This window comes from Micromonospora sp. WMMD723 (genome assembly GCF_049863385.1).
Classification (GTDB): domain Bacteria; phylum Actinomycetota; class Actinomycetes; order Mycobacteriales; family Micromonosporaceae; genus Micromonospora; species Micromonospora wenchangensis.
Genome location: NZ_JBMKNR010000001.1, coordinates 5,136,769 through 5,154,124 on the forward strand (window position 1 = coordinate 5,136,769; position 17,356 = coordinate 5,154,124).

Annotated in this window: 8 protein-coding genes; all 8 read left to right on the forward strand. The window is 71.9% G+C overall.

Features of this window, described 5'->3' with window-relative positions:
* The first annotated feature begins 5 nt into the window (after positions 1 to 5).
* The 8 genes from ACN261_RS22395 (at position 6) to ACN261_RS22430 (ending at position 17,350) form a co-directional block, all read left to right on the forward strand.
* Positions 6 to 977: an enoyl-CoA hydratase/isomerase family protein gene (locus ACN261_RS22395; protein ID WP_425851975.1), complete on the forward strand. Its 972-nt coding sequence runs from the start codon at positions 6 to 8 to the stop codon at positions 975 to 977.
* Between the two features lie 8 nt (positions 978 to 985).
* The gene (locus ACN261_RS22400; protein WP_421481629.1) at positions 986 to 1,969 is read left to right on the forward strand and encodes an LLM class flavin-dependent oxidoreductase; all 984 of its coding nucleotides are present in this window, start codon (positions 986 to 988) and stop codon (positions 1,967 to 1,969) included.
* On the forward strand, positions 1,966 to 2,301 hold the full coding sequence (locus ACN261_RS22405) for a VOC family protein (RefSeq protein ID WP_421481630.1): 336 nt from the start codon (positions 1,966 to 1,968) through the stop codon (positions 2,299 to 2,301). Before ACN261_RS22400 ends, ACN261_RS22405 begins: the two co-directional genes overlap by 4 nt.
* Positions 2,302 to 2,577: 276 nt before the next feature.
* Positions 2,578 to 3,240: an NADPH-dependent F420 reductase gene (npdG, locus tag ACN261_RS22410; RefSeq protein ID WP_425851978.1), complete on the forward strand. Its 663-nt coding sequence runs from the start codon at positions 2,578 to 2,580 to the stop codon at positions 3,238 to 3,240.
* 81 nt (positions 3,241 to 3,321) lie between these two features.
* Positions 3,322 to 4,083, forward strand: a complete 762-nt coding sequence (locus ACN261_RS22415; RefSeq protein WP_421481632.1) for an SDR family NAD(P)-dependent oxidoreductase — start codon at positions 3,322 to 3,324, stop codon at positions 4,081 to 4,083.
* Between the two features lie 1,079 nt (positions 4,084 to 5,162).
* Positions 5,163 to 6,398: an NAD(P)/FAD-dependent oxidoreductase gene (locus ACN261_RS22420; RefSeq protein ID WP_088647641.1), complete on the forward strand. Its 1,236-nt coding sequence runs from the start codon at positions 5,163 to 5,165 to the stop codon at positions 6,396 to 6,398.
* A 105-nt stretch (positions 6,399 to 6,503) separates the two neighbouring features.
* The gene (locus tag ACN261_RS22425; RefSeq protein WP_421481633.1) at positions 6,504 to 7,664 is read left to right on the forward strand and encodes an aromatic ring-hydroxylating oxygenase subunit alpha; all 1,161 of its coding nucleotides are present in this window, start codon (positions 6,504 to 6,506) and stop codon (positions 7,662 to 7,664) included.
* Positions 7,661 to 17,350 (forward strand): amino acid adenylation domain-containing protein, encoded by a 9,690-nt coding sequence (locus ACN261_RS22430; RefSeq protein ID WP_425851981.1) that lies wholly within the window; start codon positions 7,661 to 7,663, stop codon positions 17,348 to 17,350. The genes ACN261_RS22425 and ACN261_RS22430 overlap by 4 nt, the downstream gene beginning before the upstream one ends.
* Positions 17,351 to 17,356: the final 6 nt, after the last annotated feature.

A 17,356-nucleotide genomic window follows, 5' to 3' on the forward strand; every position in this document is an offset into this window, starting at 1 on the left:
CCGCCGTGAAGAAGACCGAAGCCGAACTGCTGGAGAACCAGTGGGACGTCGAGAACATGGAGGTCGACCCCGAGGTCCTCGCGAAGTACGTCCGCTACCACGTGGACGAGGAGCGGGCCGTCGCCACCATCACCTTCGACCGTCCCGAGCGACTCAACGCCATCCCGGTGGCCGCCTTCGAACGGGTCGGTGACCTGGTGAAGGAGGCGGAGACCGACGACCGGGTCAAGGTCATCGTGTTCACGGGGGAGGGGGAGCACTTCGGCACCGGTGCCGACGCCGCCGAACTCGGTCACTACATCGGCTACAAGACCGGCACCGACAAGGCGTCCCGGCGTCGCCCGGCGCAGCGGCAGCGCATCCTGCCCGACCGCAACGTGCTCAGCTCCGGCTTCACCCGGCCGATCATCGAGTCGCTCAAGGCGACCATCTGCCAGGTGCAGGGCTACTGCTACGGCGGGCACTTCCAGATCGCGCTGTCGGCCGACATCGTCATCGCCTCCCCGGACGCCCGGTTCACCCACCCGGCGTTCCGCTACCTGGGGCCCGCGCCGCAGGACATGTACCACTGGATCGAGAAGGTCGGCCTGACCACGATGAAGGACGTCATGCTCACCATGCGGGCGATCGGCGCGGAGGAGGGCGAACGCAAGGGCCTGGTCACCAAGGTCGTCCCGCGCGACGAACTCCAGAAGTGGGTCGACGACTACGCCGACGCGATCGCGGTGATGCCGCTGGACTCGCTGATGATGGGCAAGTCGATGATGCAGGTGGTGATGGAGGCGCGCGGCAAGGGCCTCGGGGCGATGACCGGCTGGGTCGGGCACGGCTGGGCCACCAACGTCAGCTTCGCCGACGGCGACTGGAACTTCCTCAAGGAACGCCGGGAGAAGGGCATCGCGCAGGCGCTCGCCGACCGGGACCGGCTGGTCGCCCCGTACTTCCGGCTCAGCGACAGCCGGTCGCGGGAAGAGTAGGCGACGGCGTGAGGTTCGGCATCCTGCTCGACCACCAGTACGCCCCCGGCGACGACCTGGGCCGGCGCATCGGGGAGACCGTCGAGTACGTCCAGCACGTCCGGGACCTGGGCTACGACTCGGTCTTCGGCATCCACCACTACCTGTCGTCGCTGCGCACCCCGCAGCCGCTGCCGCTGCTGAGCCGGCTCGTCGACCACTCCGGGACGATGCAGCTCGGCACCGGCATCCTCATCCTGCCGCTGGGCCACCCGGTGCACTGGGCGGAGGAGATCGCCACCATCGACCAGATGTCCGGCGGCCGGTTCGTCCTGGGCATCGGCTCGGGCTACCGCGACGTCGAGTTCACGTCGTTCGGCATCGAACGGCGTACCCGGGTTTCCCGGATGAACGAGGCGCTTTCGGTGATGCAGCAGCTGTGGACCGGGGAGCCGGTGCACCACGAGGGCAAACACTTCACCCTGGACGGGGTGCGGTGCAGCGTGCTGCCGGTCCAGCGCCCGCACCCGCCGGTCTGGGTGGGCGCCAACGGCCCGACCGGCATCGCCCGGATCGCCCGGCAGGGGCTGCCCTGGCTGGCCCCGTCCAACGTGCGCCGCAACTGGGCCGTGGGCAACCTGGCCGACTACCGCGAGCAGCGGCGGGCCGCCGGGTTCGACGAGTCCGACGCCGTCTTCCCGATCCACCGGGACCTGTGCGTGGCCGACTCCGCCGAGGCCGCCTTCGCCGTCGCCGGTGAGCAGGTGAAACGCTCCTACGGCGAGTACGTCCAGTACGGCATGGACTTCTTCGAGTCGCAGTGGGACGCGATCAAGGAGAAGGCGCTGTTCTTCGGCTCGCCCGACGACATCACCGCCAAGATCCAGGATTTCGCCGACGCCGGCTACAACCACTTCGTCTTCCGGGCCCAGTGGCTCGGCCTGCCGATCGAACGGTCGATGGAGATCGTGGAGCGGTTCGCCCGCGAGGTGATGCCGAGGTTCCGGCCATGAGGATCGGTCACGTGATCGTCCCCGCCGACGACCTGGACGCCCAACTCGCCTTCTACACCGCGCTCGGGTTGACGGTGCGCTTCCGCGACGGCGACCGGTACGCCGCCGTCACCGACGGCACGGTGACCCTCGGCCTGGCCGACGCCGGCCAGCAACCCGTCGCCGGCCGCACCGTGCTCAGCATCCAGGTCGACGACCTCGACGACTGCCTCGCCCGCCTGGCCGCCGCGGGCGTCACCGTCTCCACCCCGATCACCGGCCCGCACGAACGCCGGGCCCTGGTCACCGACCCCACCGGCAACCCCCTGACCCTCTACCAACCCCACCCCTGACCCACCCCGCCCCACCCGCCACCTTCCCCTCCCACCCCCTCACCCCTCCCGCCCGCCCCGCCCCGCCCCGCTCCGCCCGCTCCACTCCGGTGATCAAGAGAAAAGCGTCAGGAATGATCTCCACGATGACGCGAACCTCTTGATCGACTGACGCAAACCTCTTGATCACCGCAACGGCGGGGCGGAGGGGCGCGGGAGGGCAGGGGACGGGAGGGCCGGCGGGACGGAGATCGGGACGGCACGGGGCGGGCGGTGGGGCACGAGAAGGAGACCTACGTGAGTGTGAGTGACGAGCTGCGGGGCCGTACCGTCGGCGTGCTCGGCGGGACGGGGCCGCAGGGGCGGGGATTGGCCCGACGGTTCGCGGCGGCCGGGCTGGACGTCGTACTCGGGTCGCGGGACGCCGGGCGGGCCGCGCAGACGGCCGCCGCGCTGCCCGGCCGGGTGCGGGGCGGGTCGAACGCCGACGCCGCCGGGCAGGCCGACATCGTGGTGGTCGCGGTGCCCTGGGACGGGCACGCCGAGCTGCTCACCACGCTCGCCCCGGCATTGGCCGGGAAGATCGTGGTGGACTGCGTGAACCCGCTGGGCTTCGACAAGCAGGGTGCCTACGCCCTGCCCGTCGCGGAGGGCTCCGCCGCCCAGCAGGCCGCCGCGATCCTCATCGGGTCGCGGGTCGTCGCCGCGTTCCATCACGTCTCGGCCGTACACCTGGAGGATCCGGATCTCGACCGGGTGGACACCGACGTGCTGGTGCTCGGCGACGACCGCGAGGCCACCGACCTGGTCCGGGAACTCGCCGCCGCCATCCCCGGCGTACGGGGCGTCTACGGCGGCCGGCTGCGCAACGCCCACCAGGTCGAGGCGTTCACCGCCAACCTGATCTCGGTGAACCGGCGCTACCGGGCGCACGCCGGCCTGCGCGTCACCGACGTCTGACCACGCCCCCGGCAGCGGACGTCTGACCCCGCCCCCCGGCAGAAGACGCGTGACCCCACCCCCGGCACGAGGAGCACCCGCATGGATCTCGCCGACACCACCGCCGTCGTCACCGGCGCCGCGTCCGGGTTGGGTGCGGCGACCGCCGCCGCACTGGCCGCGGCGGGTGCCACCGTGCACGGCTTCGACCTCGGGCCGGCCGTCGCGGCGGCCGGCGAACCCCCGTCCGGGGTGCGGCTCGTCGACGTCGACGTGTGCGACCCGGCGGCGGTCCGCACGGCGGTCGACCGGGCCGCCGTGGGGGACCATCCCCTGCGGACGGTGGTGAACTGCGCCGGCATCGCCCCGTCGCAGCGGATTCTCGGCCGTCGCGGCGTCCACGACCTCGACCTGTACGCCCGTGTCGTCCGGGTCAACCTGATCGGCACCTTCACCGTGCTGACGCTCGCCGCGGAACGGATCGCACAGACCGCCCCGGACGGGCACGGCCAGCGGGGCGTGATCGTCAACACCGCGTCGGTCGCCGCCTACGAGGGCCAGGTCGGCCAGGTGGCGTACGCGTCGTCCAAGGGCGGCGTCGTCGGGCTCACCCTGCCGGCCGCCCGCGACCTCGCCCCGCACGGTATCCGGGTGATGACGATCGCGCCCGGCATCATGCTGACGCCGATGATGCAGACCGTGTCGGCGGAGTACCGGGACGGCCTCGCCGCCGGGGTGCCGTTCCCGGGCCGACTCGGCGATCCGGGGGAGTACGCCGCCCTCGTGCTCTCCCTGATCGGTAACGACTACCTCAACGGCGAGGTCATCCGCCTCGACGGTGCCCTGCGGATGGCACCCCGCTGATCGGGCCGCACGGCCCGGCGGCCCGGAGCACGCCGGCACGCCGGCCGGGTCGGGAACGTCGACCGACCCGGTCCGCCGGGCGGCCCGGGGGGCCGGTGTGGCCGACCACCGGGGTGGTCCGGTGAGTGGACGACCGCGACGTGACGTCCGCGCGAAAGCGGTGATCCGTCGACGCCGGGAAAGACGTCGTCACCCGGCCGCGTCGGCCGGTGCCATGCCCGGGTGACCGTTTTCCCGCGCATCGCAGTCACGGACCGTGCCGAATTGTGCCCGACGCGTCGTCATTTCTGGCCCGACAGATGTTTCCATGATTCCGGTGCCCGAAACCGTCCTGCGGATCCGCCGGAATGGTTATTCGGCGGCCCGTAGCCACCGTCTCTATGGGTACCGAAACTCTCGACTACCCGCGACGGAAAGGTCGGCGTTTCCGGATGGCGGCGGGTGGTGCCGTCCCGGGTGGCCGCCCTCCGCCGCCCGCCGCACAGAAAAGCGCCCGGGGCAACGATTCGTCGAGGCAACCAAATGGTGGGCCAGAGATTGCCGGAGGCAATCGTCAGGATTCTTCACCATCGCGGTGTTGACCGGACATTAATCGACAGAACTCGATTCTTGTCGACGTATCTCCTGTTCAGGGCGATCGTGACCGAAATGTTGCGGTACGTGTTAACGGGAGATCGTTGCCCCTCTTGGGGGTTTGGCCCGCCCTGGGGTGCCTCACCGCCGATTCGCCCAGGGGTGCTTCACCGAATGGTGCCGCTTCGGGGGGTGGTTGCGGGGCCGTTCACCCCGACTCGATTCTGTGATTGGTCGGGGTGATTTGGTAAACCGAAAGTGATCATCCCAGCTCAGTGCAATTCTCAGCTTTCATTCAGGCTGCTTTATGCATGTGACCCACGTCACATCTTGCCGATTCGAGCATGGTCCACAAGCAGGGACTCCTTCTTGTTAGCGTTCTCATTCACCACCCCCGGCGAACCTGCGTATTGACCATGAGGAACGCGGAAACGTACTCTCTTGGCAATCCCACATCCGCATTGGACGGTTGCTTTCCAGGGCTGACGACTGATCGGAGCAGGCCCATGTTCGATGTAATCGTTGTCGGTGCACGCTGCGCGGGTTCGCCCGTGGCAATGCTATTGGCCCGGCAGGGCCACCGGGTTCTGATGGTCGACCGCTCCTCCTTTCCGAGCGACGCGGTGTCGACCCACTACATCCACCAGGCCGGGCTGTCCCGCCTCCAGGCGTGGGGACTGCTCGACGAGGTGATCGACGCGAAGACGCCGGCCATCCGGACGATGAACTACGCCAACCACGGCATCCCGCTGATCGGGTTCGCCGACCCGATCGACGGGATCGACGCCGTCTACTGCCCGCGTCGGGTCGTGCTCGACGAGATCCTGGTCAACGCGGCCCGCCGGGCCGGCGTCGAGGTCCTGGAGCAGTTCACCGTCTCCGACCTGGTCTTCTCCGACGGTCGGGTGGTCGGCATCCGGGGCCGCGAGGGCGACGGGCCGGAGCAGGAGTTCCGGTCCACGGTGGTGGTCGGCGCCGACGGCTTCCACTCGACGGTGGCCCGGAAGGTCGGCGCGGAGCTGTACAACGTGCGGCCCGCCGCCGGGTTCACCTACTACTCCTACTACAGCGGCCTGGACTGGGGCCTGCACCACAAGACCGGCTTCCACGAGCAGTGGTTCGGCACCTGGCCGACCAACGGCGACGTCAACATGGTCGCCGTCATCTGCACCCGCCGGCAGCTCAAGGAGTTCCGGCAGGACCCCGAGGCGCGTTTCCTGGCCGTCTTCGACGACGTCGAGCCGGAGATGGGCGCGCAGCTGCGCGAGCAGGGCCGGCGCGAGGAACCGCTGCGGCCGATGCGCTACCCGGACAACTACTACCGCCGCTCGCACGGCCCCGGCTGGGCGCTGGTGGGCGACGCCGGCTACCACAAGGACCCCATCACCGGGTGGGGCATGACCGACGCCTTCCTGCACGGCGAACTGCTCGCCGACCGCATCCACGAGGCGCTCTCCGGCGAGCGGACCATGGACGACGCCCTCGCCGACTACGTCAAGGTGCGCGACGAGGAGAGCGCGCCGGTCTACGACTACACCACGGCGATGGCCGAGCTGACCCTCGACCCGTACCTGGAGGCGGTGCTCGGCGCGATCAGCACCAGCCGGGAGTGGACCACCAAGATGCTCGGCATGATCGCCGGCGGGGTCGAGGGGCACGAGCTGTTCGCCCCCGACAACCTGGACCGGATCTACGACGACGCCGGCGTACCCCAGCACAAGCGGATCTACGAACCGTCCTGATCGGCGTGAGGCCGCGCGGGACAGCGCGGCACGACGGTGGAGGACGTCCCCCCGTCCTCCGCCGTCCGTTCGTGGCACTTGACCCCCCCCGGAGGAGGCAGGCAGATGACGCGCGCGTCCAGCATGTTCGATCTCATCGGCCAACAGGACGACCAACGGCCGTACTACGACACCGGCGGCCGTGGCCGGTCCCACGCGTTCTACACCGGCGAGGAGCAGCACCAGCGGGAGCTGGAACGGATCTACCGCCGCCGCTGGCTGCCGGTGGACCACGTCTCCCGGTTCACCGAGAAGGGCTCCTACGCGACCCTGACCATCGGCACCGGCTCCATCCTGATCATCAACGGCGACGACGGCATCCAGGCGTACCACAACTACTGCCGCCACCGGGGGTACCGGCTGGTGGAGGAGGCCGCCGGCAAGCGGCAGAGCATCGTCTGCATCTACCACTGCTGGGTCTACGACCGCAACGGCAAGCTCAAGAGCTTCAACGGCACGTACTTCGACCACTTCTTCGACAAGGAGAAGAACGGCCTGCTGCCGGTGCGTACCGAGATCCGGTTCGGGGTCGTCTTCATCACCTTCTCCGACGACGCCCCCGACCTCGACGCCTCCCTCGGCGAGTTCGGCGAGTTCGCCCGGGTCTACGAGCTGGCCGACCTCAAGTGCGTGCAGGCCAAGGACTACCCGGTCGCGTCCAACTGGAAGCTGGTGGCGCACAACGTCAACGAGAGCCTGCACTTCCCGACGGCGCACAAGGACCTGCACCGGATCACCGACTTCGACGACGCGGGCACCTACGAGCTCAAGGGCGACATCGTCGGGGCGTGGCAGGTCATCCGGGACAAGTACAACTCGGTGTCGATGACCGGACGTAGCGACCGGGCACCCATGCCGCTGGTCCCGGACGCCGACCTCAAGAAGATCAACTGGATCACCATCCTGCCGAACCTGCTCTTCGGCTTCACCGCCGACTACGTGATGATGCAGTGGGTCTGGCCGGAGAGCCCGAGCACCTGCTACGTACGGCACTTCTGGCTGTTCCACCCCTCCGAGACGGCCCGCAGCGACTTCTCGCACGAGGCCGTCTTCGCGCTCTGGGACAAGGCCAACTACGAGGACTGGGAGATGTGCGAGCGGACCCACCGCGGCCTGTCCAACCCGCTCTGGTCACCCGGCCAGCTCTCCCTGGACGAGGAGGTCGTCTCCCAGATCGACGCCTGGGTGGCGCGTGAGACGGCCGACTCCGTCGACACCGAGGGATGACGGCCGTGGTCAACTGCTTCCTCATCGGCGGCACCCGGGTCCTGGCCCGCTGTGCCGACCAGCTCGTCGCGGCCGGGGTACGGATCGAGGGCGTCTTCACCGACGAACCGGTCGCCACCGCCTGGGCGGACGCGCACGACGTCCCGGTGCTCGACCCGCACGCCGACCTCGCCGCCGCGCTCACCGCCACCGGGGTCGACTACCTGTTCAGCATCGTCAACTTCCGGATCCTGCCCGGCCCGGTGCTGGCGCTGCCGCGGGTCGCCGCGATCAACTTCCATGACGGTCCACTGCCCCGCTACTCCGGCAGCAACGTCGCCGCCTGGGCGCTCTACGAGGGGGCGGCCCGGCACGCCGCGACCTGGCACCGGATGACCGAGGCGGTCGACGCCGGCCCCGTGCTGCTGGAGCGGTGGTTCCCGGTGCGCACCCACTCCACCGCGCTGTCCCTGACCTACGAGACCGCCGAGGTGGGCATCGCGCTCTTCGCCGACCTCGTCCCGCACCTGCTGCGGCGCGCACTGCCCGAACCGGTCGACACCGCCGACCGTGAGCGCCGCTTCTACCACCAGCGCGACCGGATCGCCGGCGGCGGGCTCATCCACGCCGGCACCTCCGCCGTCGAGGCCGAACGCATCGCCAAGGCCCTCGACTACGGCACGTTCCCCAACCCGCTCGGGGTGCCGGCCCTGGTCACCGCCCAGGGCGCGGTGTTCACCAGGCAGATCCGGCGCATCCCCCGCGAGGACCCGCCGTCGGTGACCGTCGCGACGGCCGTGACCGACTCCGCGATCACCCTCTCCACCCCCGACGGCGACCTGCTGCTGAGTGACTTCACGGCCACCGACGGCAGCGCGCTCAGCGGCCGGGCCGTGGCCCAACGGCTGGGCATCGCACCGGGCCGGCCGCTGCCGGCCGCGCCCCCCGGGCGGTTGGCGGCGATCGCCGAGGCACAGGGACCACTGCGCCGGCACGAGTCCTGGTGGAAGGCCCGGCTGACCGACCTGCGGCCCGCTCCGCTGCCCGCCCAGGACTTCTCCGCCGCGTCCGCGCACTACGGCCGGTACGAGCTGGCGTACCTGCCCCGGTCGTGGGCCGAGACGGTCACCGTCATCCGCGCCTTCCTCGCCGTCCTCGCCGAACGGATGGAGGCGCCGAGCTTCGACTTCGCCTGGTCGGCCTCGGCCGCACCGGCACTGGCCGAGGCGACCCACGGGCTCGCCGTCGCCCGCGTCCCGGTCCGTTTCGACGCCGCCGCCGCCGACGAGCTGGCCGCCCGGCTCGACGAGGCGACCGCCCGCCACGGGTACGCCACCGACCTGGAGGTACGCCTCGGCCTGGCGTTCCGCCCGGTCGGCGCCGACGGGCCGACCTTCACCCGGATCGCCGTCCTCCAGCGGCACCCCGACGACGAGGCGGCCACCGAGCCGGACACCGAGATCGCCCTGCTCTGCCTGCACGACGGCCCGCCCACGGTCTTCGTCCGGGAGACCGCCATGTCCGCCGACGAGGCGCTGGAGTTCGCCGAGCGGGTCGAGGACCTCGCCCTCGGGGCCATGCTCCTCGGCACCGCCGCGCCGATGCCCGCCCCCGCCCCGGCACCGGTCCCGGACGACGACGCGCCGACGACGGCCGGACCCGCGCCGACCGACGGGTCCGCGCCCGCCCCGACCGCCGATCCGCTCGCCGCCGCCCCGCCCGACGTCGCGACGTACCCGGAGCACGCGCCGGAGCCCGTCGTCCCCGTACCCACCGTGCTGGACCTGGTCGCGGCGACAGTGGCCGCCCGGCCGGACGCCGTCGCGATCCGCAGCGGGTCCCGTCGGATCGACTACGCCACCCTGGACGCCTGGGCCGACGCCATCGCCGCCCACCTGTACGACCAGGGGCTCGGCGCCGGGTCCGTCGTCGGCCTGCTGACCGAGCGCGGCCCCGACCTGGTCCCGGCCATGCTCGGCATCCTCCGGGTCGGGGCGGCGTTCCTGCCGCTCGACCCGAACTACCCGGTGGAACGGCTGCGCCGCTACGCGCAGGTCGCCGAGTGCGACCTGATCCTCGCCGACGAACACAGCCTCGCGTGCGGCGAGGCGGTCGGGCCGGTGCTGCCGATCCCCGGCCCGGACGGCTCCGCGCTGGCCGTGCCGCCCACCGTCACCGGCGCGGACCTCGCCTACGTGCTGTTCACCAGTGGGTCGACCGGGGAGCCGAAGGGGGTGGAGATCGGGCACGCGGCCCTGGCGAACTTCCTGACCGGCATCGGGGAACGGCTCGACGTCACCGGGACCGACACCGTGCTCGCGCACACCACCGTCGCCTTCGACATCTCCCTGCTGGAACTGCTGCTGCCGCTGACCGTCGGCGCGACCGTGACCCTGGCGTCCCGGGCGGTGGCCCGCGACCCGCACCGGCTCGCCGACCTGATCGGCGAGGTCACCGTCGCCCAGGCCACCCCGAGCATGTGGCGGCTGCTGCTGGAGACCGGCTGGACGCCGACGTCCCGGCTCACCGTCCTGTCCGGCGGCGAGGCCCTGGTGCCGGCGACCGCCCAGCAACTGCACGGCACCGCCCGCGCCCTGTGGAACCTCTACGGCCCCACCGAGGCGACGATCTGGGCGTCGGCCCACCGGGTCGAGTCGGTCGGCGCGTTCCTGCCGCTGGGCGAACCGCTGCCCAACCTCGCCCTGCACGTGCTCGACACCGACCTGGAGCCCGCCGACACCGGCGAGCTGTACCTGTCCGGTGTCGGCCTGGCCCGGGGCTACGTCAACCGTCCGGACCGGACCGCCGAGGTGTTCCTCACCCACCCGGTCACCGGTCAGCGGCTCTACCGCACCGGGGACACCGTCCGGCGGCACGCCGACGGCGCGATCGAGTGGCTGGGCCGGGCCGACTCGCAGGTCAAGGTGCGGGGCAACCGGATCGAACCGGCCGAGATCGAACGCGTCCTGGCGGAGTACCCCGGCGTCACCGCCGCCGCCGTCATCGCCGTCGCCTTCGAGGGCCGGGGCGAACCGCGGCTGACCGCGTACCTCGTCGGCGAGCGGACCCTGGTCAAGGCGGAGCTGGACGCCTTCGTCGGCGGGCGGCTGCCCGAGTACATGGTGCCGGACGCCTACGTGCGGCTCGACGCGATGCCGTTGACCGACAACGGCAAGATCGCCCGCAACCGGCTGCCCCAGCCGGACCGGCACACCATCATCCGCACCGGCGTCCCCTCCGTCGCGCCCGCCGCGCCCCCGGCCGTCACCGCAGCCACCCCCGAACCGGCCGTCGGGCCGGAGCCGACCGCGCCGGAGCGGACCGTCGCGTCCGAGCCCGCCGTCGTCCCGGAGCCGACCGTCGCGCCGGAGCAGCGCATCGCGCGGGTGTTCGCCGCCGTGCTCGGTCACGACGAGTTCCTGGTCACCGACAACTTCTTCGACCTCGGTGGGGACTCGGCCAACGTCACCCGCGCGGCGCTGGCCCTCACCGAGGAGTTCGGCGTCGCGGTGAGCCCACCGGCCATCTTCGCCACCGGCACCCCCGAACGGCTCGCCGAACTGCTCCAGCCCGCGCCCGGCACGCCCGCACGCTCCCGGCCCGACCCCACCGGGGCGACCCCCGAGCAGGCCGTCGTCGCTGCCGCCGAGGCGGTCGTCGCCGCCCGTGCAGCCACCACCGACACGGCCGCCGACCGTACCGGCGACGCCGCACCGGACCCGGCGCACCCCGCCCCGGCCGGTACGACCCGCGGACCGCGGGCCACCACCGGCGACCCGGCCGCACCCGGCACCGTACGAAAGGACCCGTCCCGCCGGCACGCCCCGGCGAACGCCTCCGGGACCCCGGCACCCGACACCGTCGAGGAGCCGCTCGCCGTCATCGGGTTGGCCTGCCGGTTCCCCGGCGCGGCCACCCCCGACGAGTTCTGGGCCAACCTCGCCGAGGGGATGTCCAGTGTCGGCGACGCGCCGACCGGACACCGGGGCTGGGGTCACCTCTGGTCCGCCACCGACGAGGTGCCGACCGGCTGGATCGACCGGGTCGAACACTTCGACGCCGCCCGGTTCCAGCTCACCGACCGCGAGGCCCGACGGCTGGATCCGTTGCAGCGGCTGCTGCTCAGCGTCACCGACGAGGCCCTGGAGAGCTGCGGCCACACCGCCGCCTCCCTCGGCACCGCCACCGGTGTCTTCGTCGGCACCATCGCCAGCGACTTCCCCGAACTGGTGGCGGGCAGCATCGGGGCCGGCGACCCGCACGTGGCCACCGGCACGGCGGTGTCGATGGTCGCCAACCGGCTCTCGCACGCCTTCAACTGGTCGGGGCCGAGCTTCGCCGTCGACACGGCCTGCTCGTCCTCGCTGGTCGCCCTGCACCAGGCGGCCATGCACCTGCGCGCCGGGGAGGTGGACGCGGCCGTCGTCGGCGCGGCCAACCTGGTGCTGACCCCCACCAAGACCCGGTCCTTCCTCCGCAACGGCATGCTCTCCCCGACCGGCGTGTGCCGCGCCTTCGACGACGACGCCGACGGGTACGTCCGCGGCGAGGGCTGCGGGGTCGTCGTCCTCAAGCGGCTCGCCGACGCCGAACGCGACGGCGACCCGGTCCTCGCGGTGGTCCGTGGGTCCGCGGTGAACCACACCGGTGCCGCCGGATTCCTGACCGCGCCGAGTAGCACCGCCCAGCAGGCGGTGATCCGCAGCGCCATGCGGCGGGCCGGCGTCGAGGCGGACGGGGTCGGCTACATCGAGGCGCACGGCACCGGCACGCAGCTCGGTGACCTGATCGAGTTGGAGGCGTTGCAGGCGGCCCTGGGCGCGGCGCGACCCGGCACGGTGGCGGTCGGCTCGGTGAAGACGAACATCGGTCACCTCGAACCGGCCGCCGGGATCGCCGGCCTGATCAAGACGATCCTCGCGCTCCAGGCGGACCGGATTCCGCCCTCGGCCCACCTCACCTTCCCGAACCGGGCGTTCCGCTTCGAGAACTCGCCGCTGTTCGTCCCGGACCGGCTCGTCCCGTGGGTCGGGCCCCGGGTCGCCGGGGTCAGCAGCTTCGGCTTCGGCGGGGTCAACGCGCACGCCGTCCTCGCGGCGGCCCCGTCGCCGACCCGGGTGCCCGCCCGGACCGGCACCGGCCTGCTCACCCTCTCGGCGGGCTCCGAGGAAGGGCTGCGTACCCTCGCCGAGCGGCTCGTGCACCTGCTCCGGTCGCCGTACTGCCCGCCGCTGGCCTGGATCTGCGTGGCCAGCCGGCAGCGGCCGGCGGCGACGTACCGGCTCGCCTGCGTGGTGGACACCGTCGAACAGCTCGACGACAAGCTGATGCTGTTCCTCGCCCGCGCCGAGGGCACCCGGAACCTCTACACCGGGGTCGTCCCCACCCCGTCGGGGCGGACCCTGCCCCCGCTGGGCGACGCGCCCGGACGGGACGCCCTCGACACGGCGGCCCGCCGCTTCGTGGCCGGCGACGGCCTGGTGGCCGAGGAACGCGCCCCGGTGCGCTTCCCCACCGCCCCGCACGAGGAGAAGCACCTGTGGTTGGCGCCCGCCCCGACGGCGGCGCGGCTCCCGGTGGCCGGTGCCCCGGCGACCACGCCACCCGGGACGTGGACCGAACACCCGGAGGCCCGGGAACACGTGGTGCTGGGCGACCCGACGCTGCCCGGCGCCGGCTACCCCGGCAAGGTCGCCGAGCTGCTCGGCCGGGACGCCTTCACCCTGCGGGACCTCACCTTCCGGGCCACCGTACGGCCGCCGGCGACGCTGACCGCCGAGCGGCACGGCACCCGGGTCACCTTCCGCGACGGCACCACCGCCGTCGTCTGCGACCTGGAGGTGGCCGACCCCGAACCGGTCGATCCGACGCCCACCCCACCGGCTGCCACCGTCGGGCTCACCCCGGTCGACCCCGACGGCATGTACCGCGACTTCGACCGCAACGGCCTGCGGTACGGTCCGAGCTTCCGCTGCGTACGCCAACTGTCCACGGCGGACGGTGTGGCGACCGGCACCCTGCGGGTCGACGCCGGAACCGACGCCGGCCCGGTGGACGCCCGGCTGCTCGACGGCGCCTTCCAGGTGGCCCTCGCCGCCTGCGGGGCACAGGGCCTCTACGTGCCGTTCACCGTCTCCCGGCTGACCGTGTGGGGCCCGCTCACCGGCGAGGTACGCGTGCACGCCCGCCGGGACCGGGGCAGTGCGCCCGACGCCGGGCTGCTCACCGCCAGTCTGGTGATACTCGACGGCGACCGGCCGGTGCTCACCGCCCGGGGCGTCACCTGGCGTCGGATCTCCCCGGCCCCGCCGCCCACCCCGCCCGCCGGGGCGGGTGCGCACGACCGGGCCCGGTTCGACGGCACCGCCCCGACCGGCGTCCCCGGGCACCGTGGCACCCCGCCCGGGTCCGCCCCGGTCCACGGTGCCGACGGCAACGGTCGGGTCCCGGCCGCGTCCGGACCCGGCACCGCCACAGCGGCCCCCCTGCCCGTCAACGGCACCGCGGCCCCCCTGCCCGTCAACGCTGCCGGCGGTGCCGGCGACCTCGGCCGGACGCTGGCCCGGTGGATCGCCGAGGGCCTGGAGACCGACGTCGAGACCCTCGAACTGGACCGCCCGTTGGAGGCCCAGGGACTCGACTCGATGCTGGCCGTCTCGCTCGCCCAGGACATCCGCACCCGGCTCGGCGTGGACATCCCGGTCACCCTGCTGCTCGAGGTGGGGACGGTGGAGAACCTCGCCCGGGAACTGCGCGACTCGTACGGCGTCACCGCCGTACCCGGTGCCGCGTCGACGCCCGGCGCGGTGCCACCCGTCCCGGGCGACGGTTCCCCCGCCGAGGTGCCGGTCGCGCCGACGGCCGACCTACCCCCGGTCGACCTGCCCACGACGGCGGCTCCGGCGGCTCCGGCTCCCGCCCCGGCTCAGCTCGCCCCGGCTCAGGACCCGGTGGGTCCGGCTGCGGTGACACCGGTCGCGGTGGCGACCTCGACGGCTCCGGACCGGCACGACATCGCCATCGTCGGCATCGACGGCGTCTTCCCCAACGCCAGCAACCTCGACGAGCTGTGGGAGGTGCTCACCAGGGGCGAGGACTGCCTCCGCGAGGTCCCGAAGTCCCGCTGGGACATCGACGACTACTACTCCGACGCGGCGGAGCCCGGCACCGTCTACCTGCGCCGGGCAGGCTTCGTCGACGACCTGACCGACTTCGACGCGCCGTTCTTCCGGATCTCACCGGCCGAGGCCCAGTGGATCGACCCGCAGCAGCGCCACCTCATCCAGTCGGCCTGGCGCGCGCTGGAGGACGCCGGCCTGTCGGGTCGTACGGCCGGCCGGTCGACAGGCGTGTTCGTCGGCGCGAGCTACCAGCACTACCGGGACATGGTCGTCGGGGACGTGGTGCAGACCGCCGCCGGGCTGGGCAACCACAACGCGATCCTGGCGAACCGGGTGAGTTATTTCCTGGATCTGTCGGGGCCGAGCATGACGATCGACACGTTGTGTTCGTCGTCGTTGGTGGCTCTGCACACCGCGGTACGCAGCATCCGTAACGGCGAGTGCGACCAGGCCATCGTCGCCGGAGTCCACCTGGCCATGTCCCCGCAGTACTTCCAGCTCGGCTCCCGCCTGCGCTCGTTCTCCGCGACGGGTGCGTCGCGGGCGTTCGATGCGGGGGCGGATGGGTTCGTGCCGGGTGAGGGTGTGGTGACGGTGGTGGTGAAGCCGTTGGCCGATGCGGTGCGGGACGGGGATCGGGTGCGGGGGGTGATTCGGGGTTCGGCGGTGAATCACGGTGGTCGGACGAGTGGGTTGACGGTGCCGAGTAGTGCCGCGCAGCGGGAGGTGATTGTGGCGGCGTTGCGGGATGCGGGTGTTGGTCCCGATGGGATTGGGATGGTGGAGGCGCATGGGACGGGGACGTCGTTGGGTGATCCGATCGAGGTGGAGGGTTTGACGCGGGCGTGGCGGGGGTTTACGTCGCGGACGCAGTTCTGTGCGATTGGTTCGTTGAAGTCGAATATTGGTCATTTGGAGCCGGCGGCGGGTTTGGCGGGGTTGGTGAAGGTGTTGTTGTCGTTGGAGCACGGGGTGGTGCCGGCGACGTTGCATGTGGTGCGGCCGAATGACCATATCCGGTTCGAGGAGACGCCGTTCTTCGTGGCGGACAAGCCGGTGTCGTGGCCTCGGGTGGCGGGTGTGCCGCGTCGGGCGGCGGTGTCGGCGTTCGGGATGGGTGGGGTGAACGCCCATGTGATCGTGGAGGAGGCGCCGCTTCCGGCCGTTCGGGAAGCCCTGCCGCAGGGGTCGTTTGTGGTGAAGGTTTCTGCGGCGAGTGAGGAGGGGGTGCGTCGGTTGGCGGACGGGTATGCGCGGTTGTTGTCGGGTGTGGATTCGTCGGTGTTGGGTGATGTGGGTTTCACGGCGAATGTGGGTCGTGCGTCGCATCGGTTCCGGGTGGCGGTGCAGGGTGTTGACGGGTCGGAGTTGGCCGCTGGGTTGGGTGCGGTGGCGGGTGGGGACCGGCCGGTGGCCCGGTTGTCGAATGAGCCTCCGGTGTCGGTGTTCCTGTTTTCGGGTCAGGGTTCGCAGTATCCGGGGATGGGTGCGGGTTTGTATGCGGCGGAGCCGGTGTTTCGGGATGCGTTCGACGAGTGCGTCGAGGTGGTGGCGTCGTGTTCGGATGTGCCGTTGCGGGAGGTGGTGTTCGGGGAGCGCGGTGGTGAGTTGGTGCAGACGCGGTTCGCGCAGGTGGGGATCGTGTCGGTGCAGGTGGGGTTGGTGCGGTTGTTGGAGTCGTGGGGTGTTCGGCCGGGGTTGGTGGTGGGTCACAGTGTGGGGGAGTTGACGGCCGCGTGGGCGGCGGGGGTTTTCGGGTTGCCTGAGGTGTTGCGGTTGGCGGTGGTGCGGGGTGGGTTGATGCAGGCGCAACCTGCGGATGGGGCGATGGCGGTGGTGTTCGCCGATGCGGGGTCGGTGGAGGCGGTGTTGCCGTCGTTTCCGGGGGTGGAGATCGCGGCGTTCAACGCTCCGCGCAGTGTGACGATCTCCGGCCCGGCCGAGGCGGTGGAGGCGTTCGGTGTCGGGTCGGGATTGCGGACGCAGCGGTTGACGGTCAGCCACGCGTTCCACTCGGCGGCGATGGCGGGGGCGGTGGACCCGTTCGCTGAGGCGTTCGGGCGGGCGGTGGTGTCGGCGCCGCAGGTCGGTTTCGCGTCGACGGTGACGGGTGGTTGGCATGACGCCCGGTCGGTGGCCGACGGCGGGTTGTGGGGTTCGGGGATTCGCCGACCGGTGCGGTTCACCCAGGCGGTCGAGGCGGTCTATGCGGCCGGCGGTCGGGTGTTCTGGGAGATCGGCGCGCATCCGGTGTTGACCGGTCTGGCGCGGGCGACCCTCACCGACACCGACCTGACCTGGTTGCCGACGCTACGCCGCGACCACGACGACCAGGCGCAGCTCCACACGGCTGTCACGTCGTTCTACAACCAGGGCCACGGCGACCTCGACTGGGCCGGAATCCACCAGGGGAAGGGACACCGCACCACCACCATCCCCACCTACCCCTTCGAGCGCCGGGAGTTGAGCGCGCCCCGGTTCCCCGGTTCCGCCGCGCGACGTCGACCGGAGCCGGAGGCTTCCGTACCCGCAGCAGGTGGTGGGGCAGTCGGCCACCCGTTGTTCGACCGTCACTACGAGCACTGAGCGAGG

Coding starts and splice junctions, on each gene's coding strand:
- ACN261_RS22405 (WP_421481630.1), top strand. CDS start 1,966: ATGAGGATCGGTCACGTGATCGTCCCCGCCGACGACCTGGACGCCCAA.
- ACN261_RS22415 (WP_421481632.1), top strand. CDS start 3,322: ATGGATCTCGCCGACACCACCGCCGTCGTCACCGGCGCCGCGTCCGGG.
- ACN261_RS22420 (WP_088647641.1), top strand. CDS start 5,163: ATGTTCGATGTAATCGTTGTCGGTGCACGCTGCGCGGGTTCGCCCGTG.
- ACN261_RS22425 (WP_421481633.1), top strand. CDS start 6,504: ATGACGCGCGCGTCCAGCATGTTCGATCTCATCGGCCAACAGGACGAC.
- ACN261_RS22430 (WP_425851981.1), top strand. CDS start 7,661: ATGACGGCCGTGGTCAACTGCTTCCTCATCGGCGGCACCCGGGTCCTG.